The sequence below is a fragment of the Nocardioides halotolerans DSM 19273 genome, from assembly GCF_000422805.1.
GTDB lineage: Bacteria > Actinomycetota > Actinomycetes > Propionibacteriales > Nocardioidaceae > Nocardioides > Nocardioides halotolerans.
Window position 1 is genome coordinate 22688 of sequence record NZ_AUGT01000030.1, and the last position, 22772, is coordinate 45459.

General features: G+C 72.9%; 20 protein-coding genes. 8 read left to right on the top strand and 12 right to left on the bottom strand.

Annotated features, from left to right (window positions below; genetic code table 11):
* Nucleotides 1-1956: an oxidoreductase gene (locus G514_RS0109960; RefSeq protein ID WP_211222107.1), complete on the top strand. Its 1956-nt coding sequence runs from the start codon at nt 1-3 to the stop codon at nt 1954-1956.
* Here the strand turns inward: G514_RS0109960 and G514_RS0109965 are convergent.
* From G514_RS0109965 to G514_RS0109975, 3 genes are read right to left on the bottom strand one after another with little or no spacing between them, the layout of a single operon-like run.
* Nucleotides 1941-3428 (bottom strand): protein adenylyltransferase SelO, encoded by a 1488-nt coding sequence (locus G514_RS0109965; protein WP_051247266.1) that lies wholly within the window; start codon nt 3426-3428, stop codon nt 1941-1943. The genes G514_RS0109960 and G514_RS0109965 overlap by 16 nt on opposite strands.
* A gap of 52 nt (nt 3429-3480) precedes the next feature.
* Nucleotides 3481-4419, bottom strand: coding sequence for a DMT family transporter (locus tag G514_RS0109970; protein WP_036564434.1), 939 nt, complete (start codon nt 4417-4419; stop codon nt 3481-3483).
* A gap of 23 nt (nt 4420-4442) precedes the next feature.
* A complete protein-coding gene (locus tag G514_RS0109975; RefSeq protein ID WP_028651630.1) occupies nt 4443-6809 on the bottom strand; it encodes an ATP-binding cassette domain-containing protein in 2367 nt (788 codons plus the stop codon).
* 70 nt (nt 6810-6879) lie between these two features.
* Between G514_RS0109975 and G514_RS0109980 the strand changes: the two genes are divergently transcribed.
* Nucleotides 6880-7731, top strand: a complete 852-nt coding sequence (locus G514_RS0109980; protein ID WP_028651631.1) for an ERCC4 domain-containing protein — start codon at nt 6880-6882, stop codon at nt 7729-7731.
* A gap of 34 nt (nt 7732-7765) precedes the next feature.
* On the opposite strand, the gene G514_RS0109985 is transcribed toward G514_RS0109980, so the two are convergent.
* From G514_RS0109985 to G514_RS0110005, 5 genes are read right to left on the bottom strand one after another with little or no spacing between them, the layout of a single operon-like run.
* The gene (locus G514_RS0109985; protein WP_028651632.1) at nt 7766-8275 is read right to left on the bottom strand and encodes a DinB family protein; all 510 of its coding nucleotides are present in this window, start codon (nt 8273-8275) and stop codon (nt 7766-7768) included.
* Complete coding sequence (locus tag G514_RS0109990; protein ID WP_028651633.1) at nt 8276-9022, bottom strand: esterase family protein; 747 nt, start codon at nt 9020-9022, stop codon at nt 8276-8278. It abuts the gene before it with no gap.
* Nucleotides 9023-9029: 7 nt separating this feature from the next.
* Nucleotides 9030-10055, bottom strand: a complete 1026-nt coding sequence (locus G514_RS0109995) for an alpha/beta hydrolase (protein WP_028651634.1) — start codon at nt 10053-10055, stop codon at nt 9030-9032.
* Nucleotides 10056-10077: 22 nt separating this feature from the next.
* Nucleotides 10078-10524, bottom strand: coding sequence for a nuclear transport factor 2 family protein (locus G514_RS0110000; RefSeq protein WP_028651635.1), 447 nt, complete (start codon nt 10522-10524; stop codon nt 10078-10080).
* Nucleotides 10521-11444 carry a quinone oxidoreductase family protein gene (locus G514_RS0110005; protein ID WP_028651636.1) on the bottom strand — a complete coding sequence of 308 codons (924 nt, stop codon included), beginning with the start codon at nt 11442-11444 and terminating at the stop codon, nt 10521-10523. The genes G514_RS0110000 and G514_RS0110005 overlap by 4 nt, the downstream gene beginning before the upstream one ends.
* A gap of 83 nt (nt 11445-11527) precedes the next feature.
* On the opposite strand from G514_RS0110005, the gene G514_RS0110010 reads away from it, so the two are divergent.
* The 4 genes from G514_RS0110010 to G514_RS0110025 are packed head-to-tail and all read left to right on the top strand — an operon-like array spanning nt 11528 to nt 14997.
* Nucleotides 11528-12460, top strand: a complete 933-nt coding sequence (locus tag G514_RS0110010) for an ABC transporter ATP-binding protein (protein ID WP_028651637.1) — start codon at nt 11528-11530, stop codon at nt 12458-12460.
* Entirely contained in the window at nt 12444-13364 is a 921-nt protein-coding gene (locus G514_RS0110015) for a hypothetical protein (RefSeq protein ID WP_036564422.1), read from the top strand. Before G514_RS0110010 ends, G514_RS0110015 begins: the two co-directional genes overlap by 17 nt.
* 2 nt (nt 13365-13366) lie before the next feature.
* Nucleotides 13367-14281 (top strand): ABC transporter ATP-binding protein, encoded by a 915-nt coding sequence (locus G514_RS0110020; RefSeq protein WP_028651639.1) that lies wholly within the window; start codon nt 13367-13369, stop codon nt 14279-14281.
* Nucleotides 14281-14997: an ABC transporter permease gene (locus tag G514_RS0110025; protein ID WP_028651640.1), complete on the top strand. Its 717-nt coding sequence runs from the start codon at nt 14281-14283 to the stop codon at nt 14995-14997. The genes G514_RS0110020 and G514_RS0110025 overlap by 1 nt, the downstream gene beginning before the upstream one ends.
* 96 nt (nt 14998-15093) lie before the next feature.
* Here the strand turns inward: G514_RS0110025 and G514_RS26000 are convergent, their stop codons facing one another.
* The gene (locus G514_RS26000) at nt 15094-15594 is read right to left on the bottom strand and encodes a cupin domain-containing protein (RefSeq protein ID WP_051247269.1); all 501 of its coding nucleotides are present in this window, start codon (nt 15592-15594) and stop codon (nt 15094-15096) included.
* A 94-nt stretch (nt 15595-15688) separates the two neighbouring features.
* A complete protein-coding gene (locus G514_RS26005) occupies nt 15689-16969 on the bottom strand; it encodes an IS110 family RNA-guided transposase (RefSeq protein ID WP_211222108.1) in 1281 nt (426 codons plus the stop codon).
* 268 nt (nt 16970-17237) lie between these two features.
* Between G514_RS26005 and G514_RS0110040 the strand changes: the two genes are divergently transcribed.
* The gene (locus tag G514_RS0110040; RefSeq protein WP_028651641.1) at nt 17238-18518 is read left to right on the top strand and encodes an HNH endonuclease signature motif containing protein; all 1281 of its coding nucleotides are present in this window, start codon (nt 17238-17240) and stop codon (nt 18516-18518) included.
* A gap of 66 nt (nt 18519-18584) precedes the next feature.
* On the opposite strand, the gene G514_RS0110045 is transcribed toward G514_RS0110040, so the two are convergent.
* Both G514_RS0110045 and G514_RS26010 read right to left on the bottom strand, forming a co-directional pair.
* Nucleotides 18585-18992 (bottom strand): hypothetical protein, encoded by a 408-nt coding sequence (locus tag G514_RS0110045; protein WP_028651642.1) that lies wholly within the window; start codon nt 18990-18992, stop codon nt 18585-18587.
* 189 nt (nt 18993-19181) lie between these two features.
* Nucleotides 19182-19478, bottom strand: coding sequence for a WhiB family transcriptional regulator (locus G514_RS26010; RefSeq protein WP_084151972.1), 297 nt, complete (start codon nt 19476-19478; stop codon nt 19182-19184).
* Nucleotides 19479-19926: 448 nt separating this feature from the next.
* Between G514_RS26010 and G514_RS0110060 the strand changes: the two genes are divergently transcribed.
* Nucleotides 19927-22770: an ATP-binding protein gene (locus G514_RS0110060; protein ID WP_169576387.1), complete on the top strand. Its 2844-nt coding sequence runs from the start codon at nt 19927-19929 to the stop codon at nt 22768-22770.
* Nucleotides 22771-22772 lie beyond the last annotated feature (2 nt).

The following is a 22772-nucleotide window of genomic DNA, read 5'->3' on the forward strand; positions in this document are numbered from 1 at the left end:
GTGAGCGCGCTGTTCACGCCGCTGCGGATCGGCACCTTCGAGGTCGCGAACCGCCTCATGCAGGCGGCGCACTCCAAGCAGTACTCCGACCGGGTCGAGTCCGACCGCGAGACGGCGTACTTCGTGAGGCGCGCCGAGGGCGGCTGCGCGCTGTTCGTCGCGGGCAACCACCTCGTCGACCCGAGCGGCTCGATCCGGCACTTCCAGGACGCGTTCGACCCGCGCTCGGTCGAGGCGAACCGCCGGCTGACCGACGCCGTGCACCAGGCCGGCGCCCGCATCCTGGTGCAGCTCAACCACCACGGCGCCCAGACCCAGCCCGACGGCCCGGTCGGCCCGCGGCCGGCGTACGCCCCCTCGCGGGTCGTCTCGCCCGCCACCGGTCACGCGACCACCGCGATGACCCCGGCCGACATCGCCCGGCTCGTCGAGTCGTGGGCGCGCTGCGCGGAGCTCGCGCGGCGGGGCGGGTTCGACGGCGTCGAGCTGCACCTGGCGCACGGCTACCTACTGCACCAGTTCCTCTCCCCGCTCTACAACCTGCGGTCCGACGCGTATGGCGGCGACCTCGACGGCCGCACCCGGTTCCCCCGCGAGGTGCTGGCGGCCGTGCGGGCCAGGGTGGGCGACGACTTCACGGTCGGCATCCGCGTGGTGGCCGACGAGCGGCACCCGCGCGGGCTCGGCCCCGCCGACTGCCGCGAGGTCATCGCGCGGCTGCGCGCCGAGGCTCGCGTCGACTTCGTCGACCTCGCGGCGGGCGGCTACCACAACGTGCACTTCGTGTTCGCGCCGTCGGGGGTGCCGGCGCCGTGGCTGCGCGAGGAGGTGGCGGCGGTCAAGGCGGCCAACCCCGACCTGCCGGTCTTCGGCGTCGGAGCGGTCGCGTCGGTCGAGGAGGCCGCCGAGGTCGTCGACTCCGGCGTCGCGGACATGGTGGCGCTCACGCGGGCGCAGCTCGCCGACCCCGACCTGGCGACCAAGCTGCGCGAGGGGCGGCACGCCGAGATCGCGCACTGCATCCGGCTCAACCAGGGCTGCCTGGGCCGCGGCAGCCGGGGCCTGCCCGTCTCGTGCACGGTGAACCCGGTGGCCGGCCGCGAGCGGGAGCGGCCGCCCCGGCCGCCGACCTCCTCGCCCCGTCGTTGGGTGGTGGTAGGTGGTGGCCCGGCCGGCATGCGGGCCACGGTCGAGCTGGCACGCGACGGCCACGAGGTGGTGCTGCTCGAGCGGGCCGCCGAGCTCGGCGGGCAGCTGCTCCGTGCGCGACGCGTGCCCGGTCGCGAGAGCGTGGACCTGCTGCTCCGGGACCTGCTGCGCGACCTCGCGGCCGCGGGTGTCGAGGTGCGGCTCGGAATTTCCTCCACTGTGGAGGCGATCCGGGACCTCGGCGCCGACGAGGTCGTCGTCGCCACCGGCGCCCGCGCGCCGAGCGGCACGTCGCTCGCGGCCGGCGGCACCTGGGCCGACGGCGTGCCGCACGACGTCGTCGACGCGTTCGCCGCGCTCGACGACCCGACCGCGCTCGGGCGGCGGGTCGTGGTGGTCGACTCCGACGGGACGTCGTACGCCTCGGGGGTCGTGCAGTCGCTGCTCGGGCCGGACCGTGAGGTCGAGGTGGTCACCGTCTTCGAGTCGCTGTTCCCCCACGTCGGCAGCGGCTACGACCGGCAGCTCCTCCTCGAGCGGCTCGGGTCGGCGTCGTTCGGCAGGAGCGTCCACCACGTCGTCGAGTCGTGGGCGGGCGGCGAGCTCACGGTCTGCGACGCGCTCACCGGCGCGCGCGGCACGATCCGCGGTGTCGACACCGTCGTCGCGGTCGAGCCGCGCGAGTCCGTGCTCCCCGAGGGGCTGGCGTCGGCGCACGTGATCGGGGACGCGCTCGCGCCGCGCACGATCGACGCCGCGATCTTCGACGCGGTCGAGCTCGCCTACGCGGCTCAGGTGCCGCAGTAGGTGACGTAGCGGCCGAAGTCCTCGGGCGCCTGCGCGGCGTAGCGCTCGAGCCCGGGGCGCTCGTCGTAGGGCCGGCGCACGGCCTCGAGCAGTCGCTCGACCGGAGCGAGGTCGCCGCCGGTGGCGGCGTCGAGGGCCTCCTCGACGAGGTGGTTGCGCGGCACGTAGACCGGGTTGACCCGGTCCATCGCGTCGGCGTCCGGCTCGAGCGCCAGCCAGCGCTCGGCCCACGCGTCGAACGCGACGAGGTCGAGCACGGCGCCGCGGGCGGGCTCGGCGTCGCCGCGCGCCAGCCGCGCGAGCGAGCGGAAGAACGACGTGTGGTCGACGTGACCGCCCGTCATCAGCTCCTCGAGCTCCTCGAGCAGCGGGCGCAGCACCTGGTCGTCGAGGCCCTCCGGGAGCCCGAGCTTGGCGCGCATGCCGGCGGTCCACGCGTCGGCGTAGAGCCCGGCGAACCGACCGAGCGACTCCTGGGCGATCGCGATCGCCGCCTCCTCGTCGGCGTCGAAGAGCGGCAGCATCGCCTCGGCCAGGCGGGCGAGGTTCCAGGACGCGACGGCCGGCTGGTTGCCGTAGGCGTAGCGGCCGCCCGTGTCGATCGACGAGAACACCGTCGCCGGGTCGTGGGCCTCGAGGAACGCGCAGGGTCCGTAGTCGATCGTCTCGCCGGAGATCGTCATGTTGTCGGTGTTCATCACGCCGTGCACGAAGCCGACCAGCATCCACGACGCGACCAGCTCGGCCTGCGCCGCGACGACCGCGTCGTAGAGCGCGACGTACGGCGCATCGGCGTCCGCCGCATCGGGGTGGTGGCGGGCGATCGCGTGGTCGGCGAGTCGGCGGAGCACCTGGTCGTCACCCGCCTGGGCGCCGAGCGCGCGGGCGTACTGGAAGCTCCCGACGCGCAGGTGGCTCGAGGCGACGCGGGCCAGCACGGCGCCGGGCAGCACGGTCTCGCGCTGCACCGCGCGCCCGGTCGCGACCACGGCGAGCGACCGGGTGGTGGGGATGCCGAGGGCGTGCATCGCCTCGCTGACCACGTGCTCGCGCAGCATCGGCCCGACCGCGGCCCGGCCGTCACCTCCGCGGGCGAACGGCGTGCGTCCCGACCCCTTGAGGTGCAGGTCGCGCAGCCGCCCGTCGGTGTCGGTGAGCTCGCCGAGCAGGAGCGCCCGCCCGTCCCCGAGACGGGGCGAGTAGCCGCCGAACTGGTGGCCGGCGTACCCCTGCGCGACCGGTGTCGCACCCGCCGGGACCACGGTGCCGGTCAGCAGGCCGAGGCCCGACTCGGTGCGCAGTGCGACGGGATCGAGGCCGAGCCCGGTCGCGAGGTCCTCGGACAGCGCGAGCAGCCGCGCCTCGACGGCGTCCTCGGCGCGCCACGGCAGGGCGAGCTCGGGCAGCTCGTCGGCGAACCGGTGCTGGAGCGCGACGGGGAGCGCTGCGGGCGTGGAGATGGTCTCGGTCATCACTGGTCCAACAAGCGCGCGGCGTCGATGCTTCCGTGCATCAGCTGTCGAATCACTGTGGCACAGGGGTCGGCCGCCGGGCGCCGAGCGACGCGATGGCGGCCACGATCAGGACCGCGCCGACCGTGCCGGCCGCGGTGAGGTGCTCGCCGAGGAGGAGGACGGCGATCAGCACCGCGGTCACCGGCTCCAGCAGGGTGGCGACCACGGCGGTGCGGCTGGGGGTGGTGCGCAGCCCGGCGAACAGCAGCACGTAGGCCAGCGCCATCGTGCCTACGCCGAGGTAGACGACGAGCAGCCAGGTCGTGCCGTCCGTGGTCGTCATGGTCTCCCCTCGGACGAGCGTCACGGCCAGCCCGCTCACCACCAGGACACCCGCGGCCACGGTCATGGTCACCGTCGCGACGCTGACGGCGTCGTGACCCGTCGACAGCGGGCGGCCGAGCTCGGCGGACAGGGCGTACGCCGTGCCCGAGGCAAGGGAGGTCACGACGCCGAGGACCGGGTGTGAGGGGTCGCTGTCGCCGCCCCCGGCCACGCTGATCAGGACGAGCCCGGCCACCGCTGCACCCACCGTCAGGACCTGGCCGGGTGGCGGCCGTCGATGTGCTCGCGCGACATCTGCCACGAGCAGCAGGACCGGCGCCCACCCGAGGCACACGACGGTCGCGATGCTGACCCCGACCGACACGACCGAGACGAAGAACAGCAGCATGAACGTCGCGGTCAGCACCCCGACGCTCACGGCACGCCACGGGTCCTCGGCCACGAGCGCGCGGCAGTGCGGCAGCCGTCGGGACGCGGCGACCGCGACCAGCAGCACCACGACCGCCGCCACGGCGCGGTAGGCGCCGACCATCCACACCGACAGCGAGGACCGGTCGTCGACGACGTCCACGACCGGCCCGATCGTGCCCCAGATCATCCCGGCGATGCAGACGAGCACCAGGCCGCGCCATGCCGACGGGTGGTGGGCGGGCTCGGAGGACACCCGCCGACTCTGGGGCACCGAGGTCACGGCCGGTCGAGCCGGCGCGCGAGGTACGGCGCCGTTGCACTCCCCTCCGTCCTCGCGATGTCGGCCGGCGTGCCGGTGGCGACGACCCGACCGCCCGCGTCGCCGCCGCCGGGGCCGAGGTCGATGACCCAGTCGGCGGTGGCGATGGCGTCGAGGTCGTGCTCGACGAGGACCACCGTGTTGCCGGCGTCGACGAGCCGGTGCAGCTGGCGGAGCAGGAGCGCGGTGTCAGCGGGGTGCAGCCCCGAGGTGGGCTCGTCGAGCAGGTAGAGCGCATGACCGCGGTGGGCTCGCTGGAGCTCGGTGGCGAGCTTGATCCGTTGCGCCTCTCCGCCGCTCAGCTCGGTCGCCGGCTGCCCCAGCCGCAGGTAGCCCAAGCCCACGTCGCGCAGGGTCCGGAGGCTGCGGAGGGCCGCGGGCACGTCGGCGAGGAAGGTCGCGGCCTGGTCGACGGAGAGGCCGAGGATCTCGGCGACGTTCTTGCCGCGGTAGGTGACCTCGAGCGTCTCGGCGTTGTAGCGCGCACCGTGGCAGGTCGGGCACGGCGCGTGGGTCCCGGGCAGGAAGAGCAGCTCGACGGCGACGAAACCCTCGCCCTGGCAGGTCTCGCAGCGGCCCTCGGGGACGTTGAACGAGAAGCGGCCGGCGCCGTACCCGCGCTCCTGCGCCAGGTCCGTGGCGGCGTAGAGCCTGCGCACCGCGTCGAACATCCCGGTGTAGGTCGCCAGGTTGGACCGCGGCGTCCTGCCGATCGGCCGCTGGTCGACGAGCACGAGGCGGTCGAAGGACTCGAGGGCGTCGCGGTCCTCGGCGAGCACCTGGCTGACCAGGGTCGACTTGCCAGAGCCCGAGACGCCGGTGACGGCGGTCAGCACGCACAGCGGGATCTCCACCGACAGGTCGTGCAGGTTGTGCCGGGTGACCCCGTCGAGCCGGAGCCACCCCTGCGGCTCACGCGCGTCGTGCTCGAGCCGCTCGGCGCGCCCGAACAGGTGGGCGCTGGTCGCGGAGTCGGCCACGGCCTCGAGGCCGGGCACCGGGCCGCTGTAGAGGACCCGGCCGCCGGCCTCCCCCGCACCGGGACCGATGTCGACGACCCAGTCCGCACGGCGTACGACGTCGAGGTCGTGCTCGACGACGAACAGCGAGTTGCCGGACGCCTTGAGCCGGTCCAGCACGTCGAGCAGCGGCTCGGCGTCGGCGGGGTGCAGGCCCGCGGAGGGCTCGTCCAGGACGTAGACGACACCGAACAGCCCCGACCGCAGCTGGGTCGCGATCCGCAGCCGCTGCGCCTCACCGGGTGACAGCGTCGTCGAGCTCCGGCCGAGGCTGAGGTAGCCCAGGCCGAGGTGGAGGAGCACCCCCACCCGGGCGACGAGGTCGGCACAGATCCGCACGGCGACCTCGTTGGTCTCCTCGGGGAGCTCCGCGACGGGCCGCAGCAGCTCGACGAGCTCGACGAACGACAGCTCGTTGACCTCGGCGATGGAGTGCCCGGCGAAGGTCACGGCGAGCGCCTCCGGGCGGAGCCCGCTGCCGCGGCAGTCGGGGCACGGAGCGTCCTCGACGAAGCGCAGGGCCCGCTCGCGCATCCGCTCGCTCTTGGAGTCGGCGAGGACGTGCATCACGTGCTGGCGCGCGCTCCAGAACTTCCCGTAGTAGCCGTAGTCGATGCGGTCGCGCTCGGGCTCGATGAGGACCGACGGCTGCTCCTCGGTGAAGAGCAGCCAGTCCCGGTCCTTCTTCCTCAGCCTGCGCCAAGGCCGGTCGATGTCGATGCCGAGGCCGCTGACGATGCTGCGCAGGTTGGCGCCCTGCCAGGCCCCCGGCCACGCGGCGATCGCGCCCTCGCGGATGCTCAGCGACGGGTCCGGGACCAGCAGCTCCTCGGTGACGTCGTGCACGACGCCCAGGCCGTGACACCGGGGACAGGCGCCCGCCACGGTGTTGGGCGAGAAGGCCTCGGCCGCGAGGTGCTCCGCGCCGGCCGGGTAGTCGCCGGCTCGCGAGAAGAGCATCCGCAGCAGGTTGGACAGCGTGGTGATGGTGCCGACCGAGGACCGCGAGGTGGCGGCTCCGCGGCGCTGCTGCAGGGCCACCGCCGGCGGGAGCCCGGTGATCTCCTGCACGTGCGGAGCGCCCACCTGCTGGAGCAGCCTGCGCGCGTACGGCGCCACCGACTCGAAGTAGCGGCGCTGCGCCTCGGCGTACAGCGTGCCGAAGGCCAGCGACGACTTCCCCGAGCCCGACACCCCGGTGAAGGCCACCATCGCGTCGCGGGGGATGTCGACGTCGACGTTGCGCAGGTTGTGCTCGCTCGCACCGCGGACCCGCACGAGGTGGTCGGACGCGTCGATGCTCACGTGGTCCCGTACCCAGCCATGACCATCACACCGTGTGGTCAGACGGCTGCGGTTTGGGTAGCGGACAGGTGTGGTCGAGGTGGGTCCGGTGCTGGTCGACCACCGGGAGCGGGACAGCACGATCCCCGAGGCACTGACCGACGCGGGACTCGACGTGCGGATGACGGACCTGCCCGTCGGCGACTACGTGCTGGGCGTCGGCCTGGCGGTCGAGCGCAAGGGCCCGGCCGACCTGGGCGCGTCGATCCGCGACGGGCGCATCTTCGACCAGGCGGTGCGACTGCAGTCGGCGTTCCCCCAGGCGGTCCTGATGATCGAGGGCGAGCCGCACGGCATCGCCGAGGACGCGTGGCGAGGAGCGGTGTGCCGGCTGATCGAGGACGGCTTCACCGTGCTGCACAGCCTGGACGCAGAGGACAGCGCGGCGTGGATCGTCCGCCTGGCCAAGCGCGCCCGGCGCACCGGTCCGACCGCCCGCACCGAGGGGCCTCGGCGCGCACCGCGTCACCCGTCGGCCCAGGCCGAGGTGATGCTGTCCGTCGTCCCCGGCATCAGCGGCACCATGGCGCGCAGCCTGCTCGCCGCCTACGGCAGCCTCGCGGGGGTCGCCGAGGCCGCGCCCGACGGCCTGCGCCGCCACCCCGGCATCGGCCGGGTGCGCGCCACCCGGCTCGCCGAGGCGCTGCACGGCGCGTACGTCGCACCCGTCGACCGCGACCCCGAGCCCGGCCGCCCCGCCCCCGGCACCCGGCGCCCGCGTCGCTGGGTCCTCGTCGGCCCGGACCCTCGCGCGGAGCCCGAGTCGTTCGACCGCCGCGCGATCGCACTTCTGGCTCTGCGCTCGGCCGCGCGAGGCACCCAGCTGATCGACAGCCTCACCGGCGAGGTGCTCGAGGCTGACGCTGACCTGGGACCGGACTAGGCAGAGCGCCCGACCCGCGGCAGACGAGAGCGTCTCAGGTCGTCGGCTCGTCGAGGACGAGGCGCTGGCTCCCGTCGACCAGCTCGCGACAGACGTCCAGGTGGCCGGCATGGGTCGCGGTCTCGACGATCACGTGCAGGATCACCTCGCGGAGGGAGGAGTGCGGAGGGTCACCAGCACCCTCGAACCACCACACCGGCTCCGCATCCAGACTCAGGCCTTCGATGGCCGCCGTCGCCAGGCTGCACTCCCGGGCGTACGCCGCGAGCAGGTCGTCGTCGCTCTCGTCCTCAGGTGCGGTCCAACCCTCGTAGCCCTGGGGAAGCTCCACTTCCTCACCGGCCATGACAGCGCGGAACCACACGCGCTCGACGTCGAGGGTCAGGTGGCGCAGGAGACCACGGGCCGTCCAACCGGACGGCACCTGGGACCGTCGACGAGCCTCCGACGGCATCGTCTCCACCTGCTCCACGACGTGCCGCCGCTGCTCGTCGAGCCAGGACAGGAGCTCGCGTTTCAGAGCCTGCTCGGATCCGCCGTCCATTCAGACGAACCGCGGCAGGTGGTGGGCGATCTGCTTGCGCCACCAGTCCCAGTCGTGGGCGGAGTCGTGGCCCCACACGTCGAGCTCGTGCGGGATGCCCTTGTCGGCCAGCAGGCCGGCGAGGTGCCGCGCCGAGGGCAGCGAGCCGGTGGGGTGGGTCTCCCACGGACCCTCGCCGACCACGAGCACGACGTGCAGGCGCGCGCGCAGCCAGTCGAGGTGCTCGCCGTTCAGGTGGGCGACGTAGTCGCTGGGGTTGGTGAAGTACGCCGCCTCGCCGCGCTCGCCCCAGGCGTTCCAGGCGGCGGGGTCGTAGTTGCCGCTCTGGCAGATGGCGACGGGGAACAGGTCCGCGCGCGTCAGCGCGAGCTGGAGCGCGTGGTAGGCGCCCATCGAGCAGCCGGTGACGACGGCGTCGGTGGCGCCGGGGCTGTCGGTGCCGACGAAGGGCACCACCTGGTCGAGGATCCACGAGGCGTAGGCGCCGTGCCGGCGGGCGCGCTCCTCGAGCGGCAGCGAGGAGTCCGACCAGGTCTGGTCGTCGAAGGAGTCGACGCAGTAGAGCTTGCAGCGACCCGCGTCGACGAGGTCGGCGACGACGCCGACCATGCCGTTGTTCTCGTAGTCCCAGGCCCGGCCGCGCTCGCTCGGGAAGACCAGCACCGGCCGCCCCCAGTGGCCGTAGCGGATCACCGTGCCCGACCGACCGAAGCCGGGGGCGTCGAGCTCGACCTGGTGGCGGTCCATCAGCGCACTATGCCCACACCCGGTCGAGCAGGTCACCCAGGTGGGGGTCGAGGGTGTCGCGCCAGCACGTCCACGTGTGGCCCTGCCGCGCCTCCCCCCACGTGACCGCGACGTCGAGCTCGGTGAGGTGGGTGTGCATGAGGCGGTTGTTGGCGAGGTTCTCCTCGGCCAGCCCGCAGGTGATGGCCACGGGCGGGAACCCGGCCGGCGCCCCCGTCGACTCGTGCAGCATCGACACGAACCCGACGACGTGGTCGAAGTGGCTGTAGCCGGACTCCTGCGGGTCGAGCACCGGGGTGAAGAACGACCCCGACTGGAGCATCAGCCCGGAGAACGCCGTCGGGTAGAGCCACGCGGCGTGCAGCGCCGCCAGCCCGCCGAGGCTCTGGCCGAGCAGCACGGGCTCGTACGCCGTGGGGTACGCCGCGCGGAGCGCCGGCAGCACGTCACCGACCAGCGCCGCGGCGTACGCCGGGTTGGCGGCGTAGCGCTCGTCGCGTGCGCCGCCGGGGCTGAGCAGCGCCACCCGCATCGGCGGCCGCGTGGCGGCGTAGTGGAGCACCCGGCCGTAGGTGTCCATCTCGGCGCCGTCGTGCACGAGCAGCAGCGGGAGGGGCTCGCCGGCGCTGCCGTCGGGCTCCCACACCTCGAGGTCGAGGTCGCCGACGGTGAGCGGGTGGCGCTCGCCCGGCCGGCCCTCGGCCTCGAGCCAGGCCGGCGGCGCGTAGCCGGGCAGCGCCAGCCAGGAGTGGGGACCGAAGGCACCGTCGACCTGGTCGGGGTTGCCGGGGTCGGGGGCCATGTCGCCGCCGGCGTCGAAGAGGTACTCCAGGCAGTCGAGGTCGGGGAGCCCGAGCCGCAGCTCCCAGCCGCCCTCGACCGGCGCGAGCGAGAGGTCCTCGGGCCAGTCGGCCGGGAGCACGAGGTCGAGCCACAGGGACACCCCGTCGAGCTCGTGCTCGGGGTCGGCGAGCCGGAAGACGACCTCGTCGCCCCCCACGGCGGTCGGGGCGAGTGCCGACGTCGTGCCCATCGGTCCAACCTATAGAGGCGCCTCAGGTCAGCAGGTGGTGGCTCAGCTCGCCGGTCTGGTCGACGTACATGGTCCGGGTGTCGAACCACCACCGCCCGTCGATGCGGTGGAAGGTGTCGCGGTAGCGGCCGGTGACGATCACCTGCAGCGGGAGCCCGGCGGTGGCCTGGGTGACGAGGTAGCTCGACTGCGCGGTCGCGGTGCCGGCCTCGTCGTCGACCTCGATGATCGCGTTGGTGGTGAGGTGCTTGGTCTTCGGCGTGCCGGTGTCGTCGTGGATGCGGGTGGTCCGGCCGTAGAGGGCGCGCACGCGCTCGGGCCCCTCGAACACCGTCTCCGGGCCGCCGCCCTCGACACCGTGGATCCGCCCGTGCGCGAACAGCTCGGCGACGCCGTCGAGGTCGCCGCGGTCGATGCGGTCGGCGTAGGTGTAGAGCAGGTTCTCGATCGCGCGGGCGCTGTCGGTCACGGCACCAGCACGATCTTGCCGGCACCGTGGGGCGCGGCCATCGCCCGGTGCGCGTCGGCGGCGCGGTCGAGCGGGAACGTCTCGGCGACGACCACCCGCAGCCAGCCCTCCTCGATCGCACGGACGAGGTCGTGGCGGGCCGCCGCGCGCAGCTCGGTGCCGGGGTCGGCGCCCTCGCCGAAGCCGAGCTGGGTGAGCCCGCGCTCGGCGGCGGCCGAGCTCGGGATCAGCGTCGCGACCCGCGCCCTGTCCTTGGCGACGGCCAGCGACAGGTCGAGCACGGGCGGCGCGCCCACGGCGTCGAGCACGGCGTCGACGCCCTCGGGTGCCTGCTCGCGCACCCACGCCTCGACGTCCTCGCGGAAGTCGAACGGCTCGACATCGAGCTCGCGCAGCAGGTCGTGGTCGCCCGGCAGCGCGGTGCCGAGCACCCGGGCGCCGCGCCGTCGGGCCAGCTGCGCGGCGTAGAGGCCGACGCCGCCCGCCGCGCCGTTGAGCAGCACGACCTCGCCGTCGCGCACGCCGGTCGCGGCGACGAGGTGGGCCGCGGCGGTGCCGGTGAGCATCAGGCCGGCGGCCTCCTCCCACGACAGGCCCGCGGGCTTGGGCAGGCAGGACGTCGCCTTGGCGACCACGCGGTCGGCGTACGCCCCGCTCACGGGGTGGACGACCACCTCGTCGCCGGCGGTCAGCGCACCGTCCAGCACGACGCCCGCGCACTCGCCGCCGAGGAGGATCGGGAGCTTGTCGGGGTCGTCGCCGACGGTGCCGCTGTAGGACTTCATGTCCCACGCGTTGACGCCGATCGCGCGCACCTCGACGAGCACCTGCCCCTCGTCGGGTGCGCCGGGGTCGTGCTCGCGGACCTCGAGCTGCTCGGGGCCGCCGTAGCCGGTCGCGACGACCTGTCGGAGGTTCACCCGCCCGAGGCTACGACCAAAGACGCGGCCAAGTCGCCCTGAGTAGGACGCCGTCCGTGGGTGCCGACGTCTAGGTTGAGCGCGTGGCCGTGATCGAGACGCAGGGACTGACGAAGCAGTACCCGTCGGTCACCGCGCTCGACCACCTCGACGTGACGGTCGGCGACGGGGTCACCGGGCTCGTCGGGGCCAACGGCGCCGGCAAGTCGACGCTCATCAAGATCCTGCTCGGCCTGGTCGGTGCGACGAGCGGGTCCGCGAGCGTCCTCGGCCACGACGTCGCCACGGACGGCGCCGCGATCCGGGCCCTGGTCGGCTACATGCCCGAGCACGACTGCCTGCCCGCCGACGTGTCGGCGAGCGACTTCGTGGTCCACATGGGCCAGATGTCCGGGCTCCCCCACAACGCCGCCCGCGAGCGCGCCGCCGACGTGCTGCGCCACGTGGGGCTGGCGGAGGAGCGCTACCGGCCGATGGGCGGCTACTCGACGGGCATGAAGCAGCGCGCCAAGCTCGCGCAGGCGCTCGTCCACGACCCGCGGCTGGTGCTGCTCGACGAGCCGACCAACGGGCTCGACCCGTCCTCCCGCGACGACATGCTGGCGCTGGTGCGCAAGGTCGGCCACGAGTTCGGCATCGCCGTGCTGGTGACCTCGCACCTGCTCGGCGAGCTCGAGCGGGTCAGCGACCACGTCGTCGTGCTCGACAGCGGGCGGCTGCTGCGCTCCTCCGCCACGACCGACTTCCTCCACGCGACCGGCAGCCTCGTCGTCGAGGTGCAGGGCAAGCCGGACGCCGACCGGCTGCTCGGCCAGGCGCTGGTCGAGGCCGGCCTCACCGCCCGGCCCGCGGGCGGTGCGCTGATCGAGGTCGAGGTGCGCGACGAGGCGACCCCTGACGTCGTACGCGACCTCACCGTCGACCTCGGCCTCGGCCTGGTGCGGATGCAGGAGCGCCACCAGCGCATCGAGGACGTCTTCCGCGAGGGAGGTGCCGGCAGTGTCCTCCCCGTCTGACGCCCCTGAGTCGAGGGGCCGCCCCGCGGGCGTCATCCACGACCTCGGCTACCGGCCCTACACCGGCCCGCGGCTCGGCGGCGGGCCCGTCGCGCGGTCGTTCTTCCTCACCGGGTTGCGCAACGCCTACGGGCTCGGCCGCTCGGGGCGCTCCAAGGTGCTGCCGATGATCCTGCTGGCGATGATGCTGCTGCCGGCGCTGATCCTCGTCGGCGTGCTGGTGCAGGCGCGCGACCTGCTGCAGTACGACGAGCAGCTCGTCGCCTACTCGCGCTACCCCGTCGTCACGCAGGCCCTGATCTCGGTGTTCGTCGCTGCCCAGGCGCCGGCGCTGCTCTCGCGCGACCTGAGGTTCCGCACCATCACGCTCTACCTCGCCCGGCCGATGCCGCGCACGGTCTACGTGCTGATCCGGCTCGCGTCGCTGGCGGTCGCGACGTTCATCCTGATCGCGGCGCCGCTCGCGCTGATGTACGCCGGCGGGCTGCTCGCCGACCTGCCCGTCGGCAGCGAGACCAAGGACTTCCTCGGCGGGCTGTTCGGCGCGGCGCTGCTGGCGCTGCTGCTCTCCGGGCTGGCCGCGCTGGTGGCTGCTCTGACGGTCCGGCGGGGTCTCGCGGTGGCGGCGGTGATCGTGGTGCTCGGCGTCACCTACACCGCGGTGTCGACGATCCAGGGCATCGCCTTCAGCACCGACAGCGAGAAGGTCGGCCAGGTCGCCGGCGTCTTCTCTCCGTACACCCTCGTCAACGGCGTCCAGGTCTTCCTCTTCGACGCGCCCAACGCCACGGTGCTGCCTCCCGAGGGCACCGGCATGGGGCTGTTCTACGTCGCCGTCGCGCTCGTCATGGCGGCCGGCTCGGTCGGCGCGCTGCTCGCCCGCTACCGGAACGTGAGCCCGTAGCCATGAGCGAGATCAGGATCGACCACGTCTCGCGCTGGTACCGCAACGTCGTCGCCGTCAACGACGTCTCGATGACCATCGGCCCGGGCGTCACCGGCCTGCTCGGCCCGAACGGCGCCGGCAAGACCACGCTGATCGCGATGATGTCGGGCTTCCTCGCGCCGTCGACCGGCGCGGTCACGCTCGACGGCGAGCCGCTGTGGCGCAACGAGCAGGTCTACCGCAAGCTCGGGCTCGTCCCCGAGCGCGAGGCGCTCTTCGACTACCTGACCGGGCGCCAGTTCGTCGTCGCCATGGCCGAGCTGCACGGTCTCGCCGATCCCGGCGCGGCCGCCCAGCGCGCCATCGCCCAGATCGAGATGACCGAGGCCCAGGACCGCGACATCTCGACGTACTCCAAGGGCATGCGGCAGCGCATCAAGATGGCCTCGGCGCTGGTGCACGACCCGGCGGTGCTGCTGCTCGACGAGCCGTTCAACGGCATGGACCCGCGCCAGCGCATGCACCTCATGGAGCTGCTGCGGACGATGGGTGCCGAGGGCCGGACGGTGCTGTTCAGCTCGCACATCCTCGAGGAGGTCGAGCAGGTCGCCCGGCAGATCGAGGTCATGGTCGCGGGGCGGCACGCCGCGTCCGGTGACTTCGGCGCGATCCGGCGGCTGATGACCGACCGGCCCAACCGGTTCGTGCTCCGTACGTCGGACGACCGCCTGCTCGCCTCGGCGCTGCTCGGCGACGCGTCCGTGCGGGGTGCGCGGCTGCGCGCGGAGGGCGGCATCGAGCTGGAGGCATCGGACTTCGGCCGGTTCAGCGAGGTGCTGCCGCGACTGGCCCGCGAGCACGGCGTACGCCTCCACGAGGTGACGCCCACCGACGAGTCGCTCGAGAGCGTCTTCTCCTACCTGGTGGGGTCGTGATGCTGAGCCCCACGATCGTCCGGCTCGGCGTCCGCAGCATCTTCGGGCGCTGGCGCGGCGTGCTCCTCATCGTGCTGCCCGTCGTCCTGCTCGCCATCTCGCTGCTCGTGCGCGGCCTGGTCGGCGACGACCTCGACGCCGCCGAGGGCACGCTCTACGGCCTCGGCCTCGTGGTCATCCTGCCGCTGGTCGCACTGCTCGCCACCTCCGGCCTGCTCGCGCCCGAGATCGACGACGGCTCGATCTCCTACCTCCTCGCCAAGCCGCTCTCGCGCCACACGATCGTCGCCTCCAAGCTGGTCGTCGCGATCGTCTGCGTGTTCGTCTTCGGCGCGCTGCCGATGTTCGTCGCCGGTCTCGTCCTGCGCAGCGACTCCCCGTCGTTCGCCGTCGGCTTCGGCCTCGCCTCGCTGCTCGCCGGCGCTGCCTACTGCGCGGTCTTCGCCTGGCTCTCGGTGCTCACCCGCCACGCGGTCGTCATCGGGCTGATCTACCTGCTGGTCTGGGAGGGCCTGCTCGGCGGCCTGCTCGACGGCATCCGCTGGCTCTCGATCACCCGCTGGGCCGCCGAGCTGATCGACCAGATCGCCTCGCTCGAGCTCGTCGACGACCTGCCGCTCGTCTATGCGTTGCTGGCGCTCGCGGTGACGTTCGGGGCCGGTGTGTGGATGACCGGGCGCGCGTTGCGGGCGTTCAACCTGACGGGCGACGAGTAGGCGCTGGGTCAGCGCCCTGGAGGTGAGCCACCAGCCGCTGACAGTCAGCGACCACCCGGCCAGCGCGCCGCCTCGTGGCTCGGGTCGGCGCCGTCCTCAGTGATGAGCGAACGGCGGCGGGCCGGTGATCGTGCAGCCGAGAGGAGTGAGCACCTCTTGGAGGAGAGCCACCGCCTCAGGTGGGACTGGTCCGGGCGTGGGGAGCTCACCGTCGAAGGACGTCTCGACGGGTGTGCCCGTCGCTGCGAAGAACTCCTCGAATCCTGCCGGAGTGATCAGCGTGTAGAAGTGCGCCGTGTCTGACGCGACCCGGAAGGCGTGTTCCTTCCGCGCTGGGAGATGGATCATGCTCCCGGCCTCGACAAGCTGAGTCTCCCCCTCGCACCAGCCTTCGAGTGCACCGTCCAGCACGATGAAGGTCTCCGCTTCGCGTTCATGTACGTGGCGCGGTGTCATGCAGCCCACCCGCCCACGCTCCTCGACCAGTGAGAAGCTCCCGCCGGTCGCCTGGCTGGTCAGCGGCGTTCGGCAGAGGAAGGAGAGGTGATCCAGGACAGCGACGTCGGCGGTGCCGACGAAGGTGGGCAGCGCGGTCATGCACTCACCCTTGCCCAACCGCGTCTCGTGAGCAACGGCGTCTGTTGCGAGCGCCGATCGAGGTCAGCGGCCGGACTGCAGGATCGCCTCCAGATCACACCGGGACGCCAGCCTGACGTTCCGATGCAGATGCACCTCGACCCGTTCGTCGACGACCTCGGGGAGACCGGCGACCGGCGCGCGTCCCGAGTTCCTGACACCGAGGGGTGCCAGATCCGGATGCGTCGCGAGCGCCAGGACGAGACCTGTGAACAACCGGTCTGACGCCAAGAGCACCCAGCTGCGGGTCGATGCGTCGGGCTTGCTCGGCGGCCATGTACAGCGCCTCACGCAGCAGTGGGTCACCAGCCTTGGTCAGCCCCAGGGTGGGGTCGCTGGTCCCGGACTGGCTGACCTTGGGCACCAGCCCGGAGTAGGCACGGATGGCGGCCAACGAGGTGAACCGGTGCGGGTCCCCGATCCGGCCGGCGATGACCGCGCTGGTCACCGGTCCCACGCCTGGCGCCGAGGCGATGATTCCGTCGGGGTCGGCCTGGTCATTGAGGTTGGCGATACGTTCGTCGAGGTCCTCGATCTGCTCGGTCAGGAACCGTGCCTGCTCGGCCTCGGCGGCGATGTCGGCGCCCAGCTCAGCGAAGTCCAGCCCGATCGTGCCGTCCGGTCCGGTCCACAGGGCGAGGGTCTCGCGGGCGGCCACGATCAATGCCTTGGTGTGGTCCTCGCGCCAGAAGCCCCGGGAGTGACGGACCAAGAACCGCGCCAGGCGGGCCTGTCCGAGCCGGATCACCGCTTGCGGGTCGGCGTAGCGGGCCAGCAGCATCAGCGCGGCCTTGCCGTAGTTCGACCCGAGCACCCCGTACCAGGCCGGGCCGAGGAGCTCGATGAACGCGTCGAGGCGGGAGTAGACCGCGGTTCGACGCTTGACCATCGTGGAGCGCTGTTTGGTCAGTCGGCGCAGCGGGTCGGCCGACCCGGGACCGGTGAACTCGCGCAGTCCCTCGGGGTGCAGCAACGGAAGCTTGGCGAGGATCTCCGAATCGAGCCGGTCGTTCTTGGCGTGCTTGGAGTAGTAAGCCCGCAGGTCGGCCGATTGGGTGGTCGGCACCATCACCACCCGTGCACCACGCGATCTGAACCAGTGCGCGAGCACAATCCAGGCGTTCCGGGTGGGCTCGAGGACCACAGTCAGCTCGGCCGGGTCCGCAAGGTCCAGATCAGCCCACAGCCGCTCGAGCTCAGCCGGCTGGGTCGAGAACTTCCGGCCCTTCCAGGCTGCCTTGCCGCCCACCGCAAGTGTTGCTTGGTGCTCAGCCCGGCAGGCCACATCGACCCCCAGACACAGCGGGGTCACCGGGATGGTCGTCGCGATCGTCAATGCACCGTCCTGTCAACGAGGGGTGGGAAGGCGGCTGAACGGCGCGGCCACAGCCCAGACATTCTGTAAGCAGAAGTCCCCCCGATCGCGCTGCCGCGAAGGACGGCTTCAAGTTCCCAAACAAGGACACCGCATCGACCAGACACCAGGCCCGGGAACGGTCACTCAGCGCTCAGGGATCACCACGTGTCCCGGTCGGTGGTCGGGCCGTCCCCGGACCCATGACCCACGCTAAATGTCGGTGGTCGCGTCTAGCGTGGTTCGCATCATGTTGATCGAGGTGCAGCGCTCGGGCTCGCCGGTCGTCGTGGACGACGTGGCGGACGAGTTCATGCTGCAGCTGGTCGAGGACGCCGAGCTCAAGGCGCGCGAGGCCGATCGCAGCAAGCTGCGGCTCGCCACTGCCTGGGCCGAGCGGCACGTCGTCGACGACGAGACCCGGGCCGCGCACTGGAGCGACGCCGACCGGCGCGACGTCTGCGAGCCGATCGGCGGTGAGGGCACACCGCTGGTGCACGCGAAGGCCGTCGCACCGCTGGCGGCCGCGCTGACCACGTCGGCGCGCGGCGCGATGCAGCTGATGTCCGACGGCCTCGACCTCAAGCACCGGCTGCCCAAGACCCACCGGGCGATGGAGGAGCTGCGCCTGGCTCCGTGGCGGGCCAAGCAGATCGCGCAGCTGACCCACCGGCTGAGTCGCGAGGCAGCGGCGTACGTCGACGCGAACGTCGCGCCGATCGCCGACTCGGTCGGCCGCACCCGCATCGAGCGGCTCGTCAACGAGGCGGCCGCGCGGTTCGACGCCGGGGAGCAGGCTGCGGAGGAGGACGCCGCGAAGGCGGAGTGGGACGTCCGGTTCGAGACCTACTCCGGCCCGGTGTGGGCCGGCACGTCGCGGCTCGAGGCGGTCGGTGACACCCCGACCCTGAAGAAGCTCTACGACGCGATCTGCAAGCAGGCGCACGCGCGCCTCGACCCCGCCGTGCCCGCCGACGAGCAACCGTCGCTCGAGCACCGCAAGGTGGCAGCGCTCGGCGACCTCGCCGACGGTGCGGGCGCGACGTCCAAGACCAAGCTCTACCTGCACCTGTCGCCCACCGACGAGGTCGGCACCCTCGAGCGGTTCGGTCCGGTGACGGCGCCGACCATCCAGAGCTGGCTGGCGACGAGCAGGTTCACGCTTCAGCCCGTCCTCGACCTGGCCCGCACCGACGCGGTCGACTGCTACGAGCCACCACTGTGGATGCGCGAGCTCGTGATCCTCCGCGACCGCACCTGCGTCCACCCCAACTGCGACAGAGACGCGCGCGAGTGCGACCTCGACCACATCGAGGCCTTCGTCGAGGTGGACGACGGCGGACCGCCGGGCCAGACCCGGCCCGACAACCTCGCGCCGCTGTGCCAGGCGCCACCCTTCGAGGCTCGCAAGCTCGCACCTCCGTGCGAGCACCGGGCGAAGACCCACTACGGCTGGACCTACCGGCGCAACGCCGACGGCAGCTACACCTGGACCGACCCGTTCGGGCGGACCTACGACGTCTCAGTCTGAGAGACCAACGAAGGAGACTGCCGGACGCCGATTGACAAGCGCAGCGCCTTCGCAACCGGCGCCCAGTTACATGGGCTGCTGAGCCTGGTGTTCCTCGACGATCTTCTTCGAGGCGCTGAGCTGCCAGGCAGCACCGACGACCCAAGCCACGCCACCAAAGAAGGTCAAGTACAGACCAATGGCGGCGGCGCCGTTCATGTCGATGAGACCCACCAGAGCAACCAGAATCGCCAACACGAGAAGTGAAATCTGCGACCACTTGCCCGGGTTCTTCTTCTTACCGATCAGGCCGGTGGTCAGTGCCAAGACAATCGCGCCGGCAACAGCCAGTACCAAGGTGATGACGCCATCTCCCTCGATGCCGAGCGCGCTGACGCCGAGCAGCGAGACCCAGGGGAGGAATGCAGCGAGCGCGATGACCAGGACGGAGACCGCAGAGATCCGCTGCGGAACAGTGAGCCGTGAGACGTTCATGTTGCGACCGTAAGGCCCAGGAGGCGCCGAGTCTGGCCTTTGGTGGAGTCGCCGGCCGAGGTTGCCAAGTCGGGGCCGCGAGCGTTAGCTCTGGTCGACGCCGACCGCACCCGACGAGGTGGTGGTCGACGTCGGAGTTCGCCAGGGCCGAGCACGATCGGATCGCGCGCGGGGAGCAGGCGCGCTGCGTCACGCCGCCTGGTCTTTGCGCGGCCGGCCCGGGCCGCGCTTGCGGGGGATGATGCGCCCGTTCTCGAGGAGCTGGCCGCCCCAGACGCCCCAGCGCTCGCCCCGGGCGATCGCGGCTCCCAGGCAGTGGTCGATGGCGGCGCAGGTGTGGCAGATGCGCTTGGCGCGCTCGACCCCCTCCGGCAGCGGGGAGAACCACAGGTCCGGGTCCTCGCGGCAGGGCCAGGGAGTGCTGCCCTGGCCCGGGGCTGCCCCGACCACGCGGAGGTCGAGGTCGTACGGCGGCGTCGCGTGCATGGGATGTCCTCGTTCGTGTGGTCCTGCCCGGTCACCCCAAGCCTTCGCCGAAGCGGAGCCGAAGACATCGGCATGCTGGCGGGTATCGCCGCGTGCATCGCCGTGCTGACGGCGTTCCACGGCGCCTGACCCGGCCCGCGTGCAGCGTGCGGCACCGACGATGCCCCGCCCGGTGAGGTCGATGCATCCGCACGTTGGCCGATGTCGTGGCCGGTCGGGCCGGGTTGAGTGCAGCCCATGGAGGTGCGGATCTCATTCGACCAGACAGACCCGCCGGTGGGCAGGCTCGTGGTGACGAGCCCGCCGGGCGCGCGACCAGGTGAGTCGTCGATCCCGTTCACGGGGTGGCTCGGTCTGCTGCACGCGCTCTCCGAGGCGCTGGGGTCCGGGGGCGGATCCACGGGCGGCTCCCCGGGCGGTGTCCCGCCGGCGACATAGCATGGCGTCCATGTCCGGGACGTCGCCGGAGCCCACCCTGCGTGGCCGGGACGACGAGATCGGCCGGCTCGGGGCCGCACTGGACCGGGCCGTGGCCGGCCGTCTGTCCGTGGTCATGGTCGAGGGCGAGGCCGGCATCGGCAAGACGCGGCTGCTGGCGCACGCCCTGCAGACCGCGTGCGACCGCGGCTTCCAGGTCGCCACGGCGAAGGCCGAGGAGATGGAGCGCAACCGGCCGTTCGGCGTCATCGCCGCGGCTCTCGGCTGCGCGCGGGGCGCTGCGGACGAACGGCGGGCCGCGATCGCCGAGCTCATCTCGGGGCACGACGGCCGCGACCGCGCGGCGCCGACGGTGAGCAGCGATCCGGGGCTGCAGTTCCGGGTGGTGGACGCGCTGTGCGACCTGGTCGAGTCGGTCGCGATCGAGAGGCCGCTGGTGCTCGCGCTCGACGACCTGCAGTGGGCCGACCCGTCCAGCCTCGTGACGCTGGGCGCGCTGGCACGGACCGGGCTGGGCCTGCCCGTGACGCTGGTCTGCTGCCGACGGCCGTTCCCGCGACCGCCCGCCCTGCTCCGGCTGCTGGAGTCGCTGGGCGGGATGGAGCGGCTCGAGCTGCGCCAGCTGCACGAGCACGACGTGCGCGAGGTGGTCACGGAGCTCGTCGGCGCCACGCCCGGTCCCGGGCTGCTCGCGGTAGTCGCCGGCGCCGCGGGCAACCCGCTCTTCGTCACCGAGCTGTTGAAGGCGATCACGCAGGAGGGCAGCCTCCGGCGGACGGACGGGCACGCGGACGTGACCGGAGCGTCGCTGGCGCCCTCCCTGCAGCTGACCATCCTGGGCCGGCTCAGCTCGCTACCCGACGAGGCGATCCAGGTGCTGCGGGGCGGGTCGCTGCTCGGGTCGGCGTTCTCGATCACCGAGCTCGCGACGGTCCTCGCCCGCCCGGTCTCCGAGCTCATGCCGGCCGTCGAGGCCGTCATCGCCTCCGGGGTCCTCGGTGAGGAGGGCGTGCAGCTGCGCTTCCGCCACGACCTGCTCCGGGAGGCGATCTACGCCGACATGCCGTCGAGCCTGCGCCTCGCGCTGCACCGCGAGGCCGCCACCCGCCTCGCGGACGCCGGCTCGCCGACCACCCGCGTGGCCGACCAGTTCGCGCGCGGCGCGACCCACGGCGACCCCGAGGCGGTCGACTGGCTGATCCGGGCGGCCCGGGAGGCGGAGTCGACGTCGCCGGAGACGACGGCGGAGCTGCTCGAGCAGGCCGCGGGGCTGATGGAGCCGACGGACGCGCGCCTCGACCTGCTCGAGGTCGAGCGCGCGGACAGCCTCATGATGGCCGGCCGGGTCACTGAGGCGATCGCGACCTGCGAGTCACTCGTGGAGCGGGGTCACCGGACCGAGGCCGATGCCCCGGCCCGCCTCCGGCTGGGCGCCGCGCTCATGGTCAACGGCAGGCCCGCGGACGCGCTGCGCGCGTTGGACCCGGTCACGCGGTCCGCGGCCGGCAGCGAGGAGCTGCGGGCTCTCGGGCTCTCGGAGGCGTGCTTCGCGAGCCTGTGGCTCGGGGACTTCGACGGCGCCCAGGCGTCGGCCGAGCTCGCGCAGTCGCTCGCGGAGCGGTGCGGCGCCCACCGCGCCGCGACCGCGGCCCTGGCGACCCGGTCGGTCGTTGCCTGCATGCGGGGGCAGCTCTCCGAGGCGGTCACGCTGAACGACGAAGCGGTCGCGCGGGCCGATCGCAGCCCGGGTCGCGCGGGGCACGCCTTCCCGGTGCACGCCACCCGGGGCTGGATCCTCATGGAGCGCGACGAGCACGACGCCGCCGTCCGCGCGCTCACCACCGGACGGCAGCTCTGCGAGGAGCTCGGCGTGCGCTGGCCGCTCGCGACGTACCAGGCCTACCTGGCGGTCGAGCTCTTCGTCGTCGGCCAGTGGGACGACGCCGTCGCCGAGCTGGAGGCGGGGATCGCCCTCGCGGAGGAGACCGGGGTCACCTACGCGGTCAAGCCCAGCCACAGCGCCCGGGCCGTGATCCGCCTCTACCGCAACGACCTGCCGGGCGCCCGTCGGGCGATCCGGGACGCGGAGACGTTCGCCGACCGGGGGTCGCGGCTGTTCGACTACCGCGTGCTGCTGGCCCAGGCGCTGCTGCTGGAGGCCGAGGGCGACGTGCCCCGGGCCTACCGCGCGCTCGCCGACCGGTGGCGGCTGTGCCGCAGTGTCGGCATGGCCATCGACTACCCCGCCGTGGGTCCGGACCTGGTGCGCCTGGCGCGCGCCACCGGCAACGCGGACCTGGCCGCGGAGGTGGCGGACGCGGTCGCAGCGGTGGCCGAGCGCAACGACGTGCCGTCGATCACCGGCGCCGCGCTGCGGTGCCGTGCCCTGCTGTCCGACGACCTCGACGCCGCGCGCGAAGCCGCGGACGCGTACGCGCGGGGCCGGCGCGTGCTCGAGGAGGCACTGAGCTGCGAGGACGCAGCCCGCCTGGCCGCGCGGGAGGGAGACCCCGGCCTGGCTCGCGAGCTGATGGAGAGGGCGGGCGACATCTTCGAGCGTCTCGACGCGAGCAGGGGCATCCTGCGGGTCGACGCCGGCCTACGGTCGCTGGGCGTGCGCCGCGGCAGGCGCGGCGCCCGGCAGCGGCCCCAGCAGGGCTGGGAGAGCCTGACCCCCACGGAGAGCACGGTCGCCCAGCTGGTCGCCGAGGGACTCTCCAACCCCCAGATCGCCGAGCGGCTGTTCGTCTCGCGGCGCACCGTGCAGACCCACGTGGCCCACATCTTCACCAAGCTCGACATCACCGCACGCGCGCAGCTGGCCGCGCTGGTGACCGCGCACCAGCACGCCTGACG

Excerpts from the sequence above, each read along its gene's own strand:
- G514_RS0109965 (WP_051247266.1), bottom strand. The coding sequence starts at position 3,428 with ATGACCGAGACCATCTCCACGCCCGCAGCGCTCCCCGTCGCGCTCCAG.
- G514_RS0109985 (WP_028651632.1), bottom strand. The coding sequence starts at position 8,275 with ATGGACGGCGGATCCGAGCAGGCTCTGAAACGCGAGCTCCTGTCCTGG.
- G514_RS0109990 (WP_028651633.1), bottom strand. The coding sequence starts at position 9,022 with ATGGACCGCCACCAGGTCGAGCTCGACGCCCCCGGCTTCGGTCGGTCG.
- G514_RS0109995 (WP_028651634.1), bottom strand. The coding sequence starts at position 10,055 with ATGGGCACGACGTCGGCACTCGCCCCGACCGCCGTGGGGGGCGACGAG.
- G514_RS0110020 (WP_028651639.1), top strand. The coding sequence starts at position 13,367 with ATGAGCGAGATCAGGATCGACCACGTCTCGCGCTGGTACCGCAACGTC.
- G514_RS0110025 (WP_028651640.1), top strand. The coding sequence starts at position 14,281 with ATGCTGAGCCCCACGATCGTCCGGCTCGGCGTCCGCAGCATCTTCGGG.
- G514_RS26000 (WP_051247269.1), bottom strand. The coding sequence starts at position 15,594 with ATGACCGCGCTGCCCACCTTCGTCGGCACCGCCGACGTCGCTGTCCTG.
- G514_RS0110040 (WP_028651641.1), top strand. The coding sequence starts at position 17,238 with ATGTTGATCGAGGTGCAGCGCTCGGGCTCGCCGGTCGTCGTGGACGAC.
- G514_RS0110045 (WP_028651642.1), bottom strand. The coding sequence starts at position 18,992 with ATGAACGTCTCACGGCTCACTGTTCCGCAGCGGATCTCTGCGGTCTCC.
- G514_RS26010 (WP_084151972.1), bottom strand. The coding sequence starts at position 19,478 with ATGCACGCGACGCCGCCGTACGACCTCGACCTCCGCGTGGTCGGGGCA.
- G514_RS0110060 (WP_169576387.1), top strand. The coding sequence starts at position 19,927 with ATGTCCGGGACGTCGCCGGAGCCCACCCTGCGTGGCCGGGACGACGAG.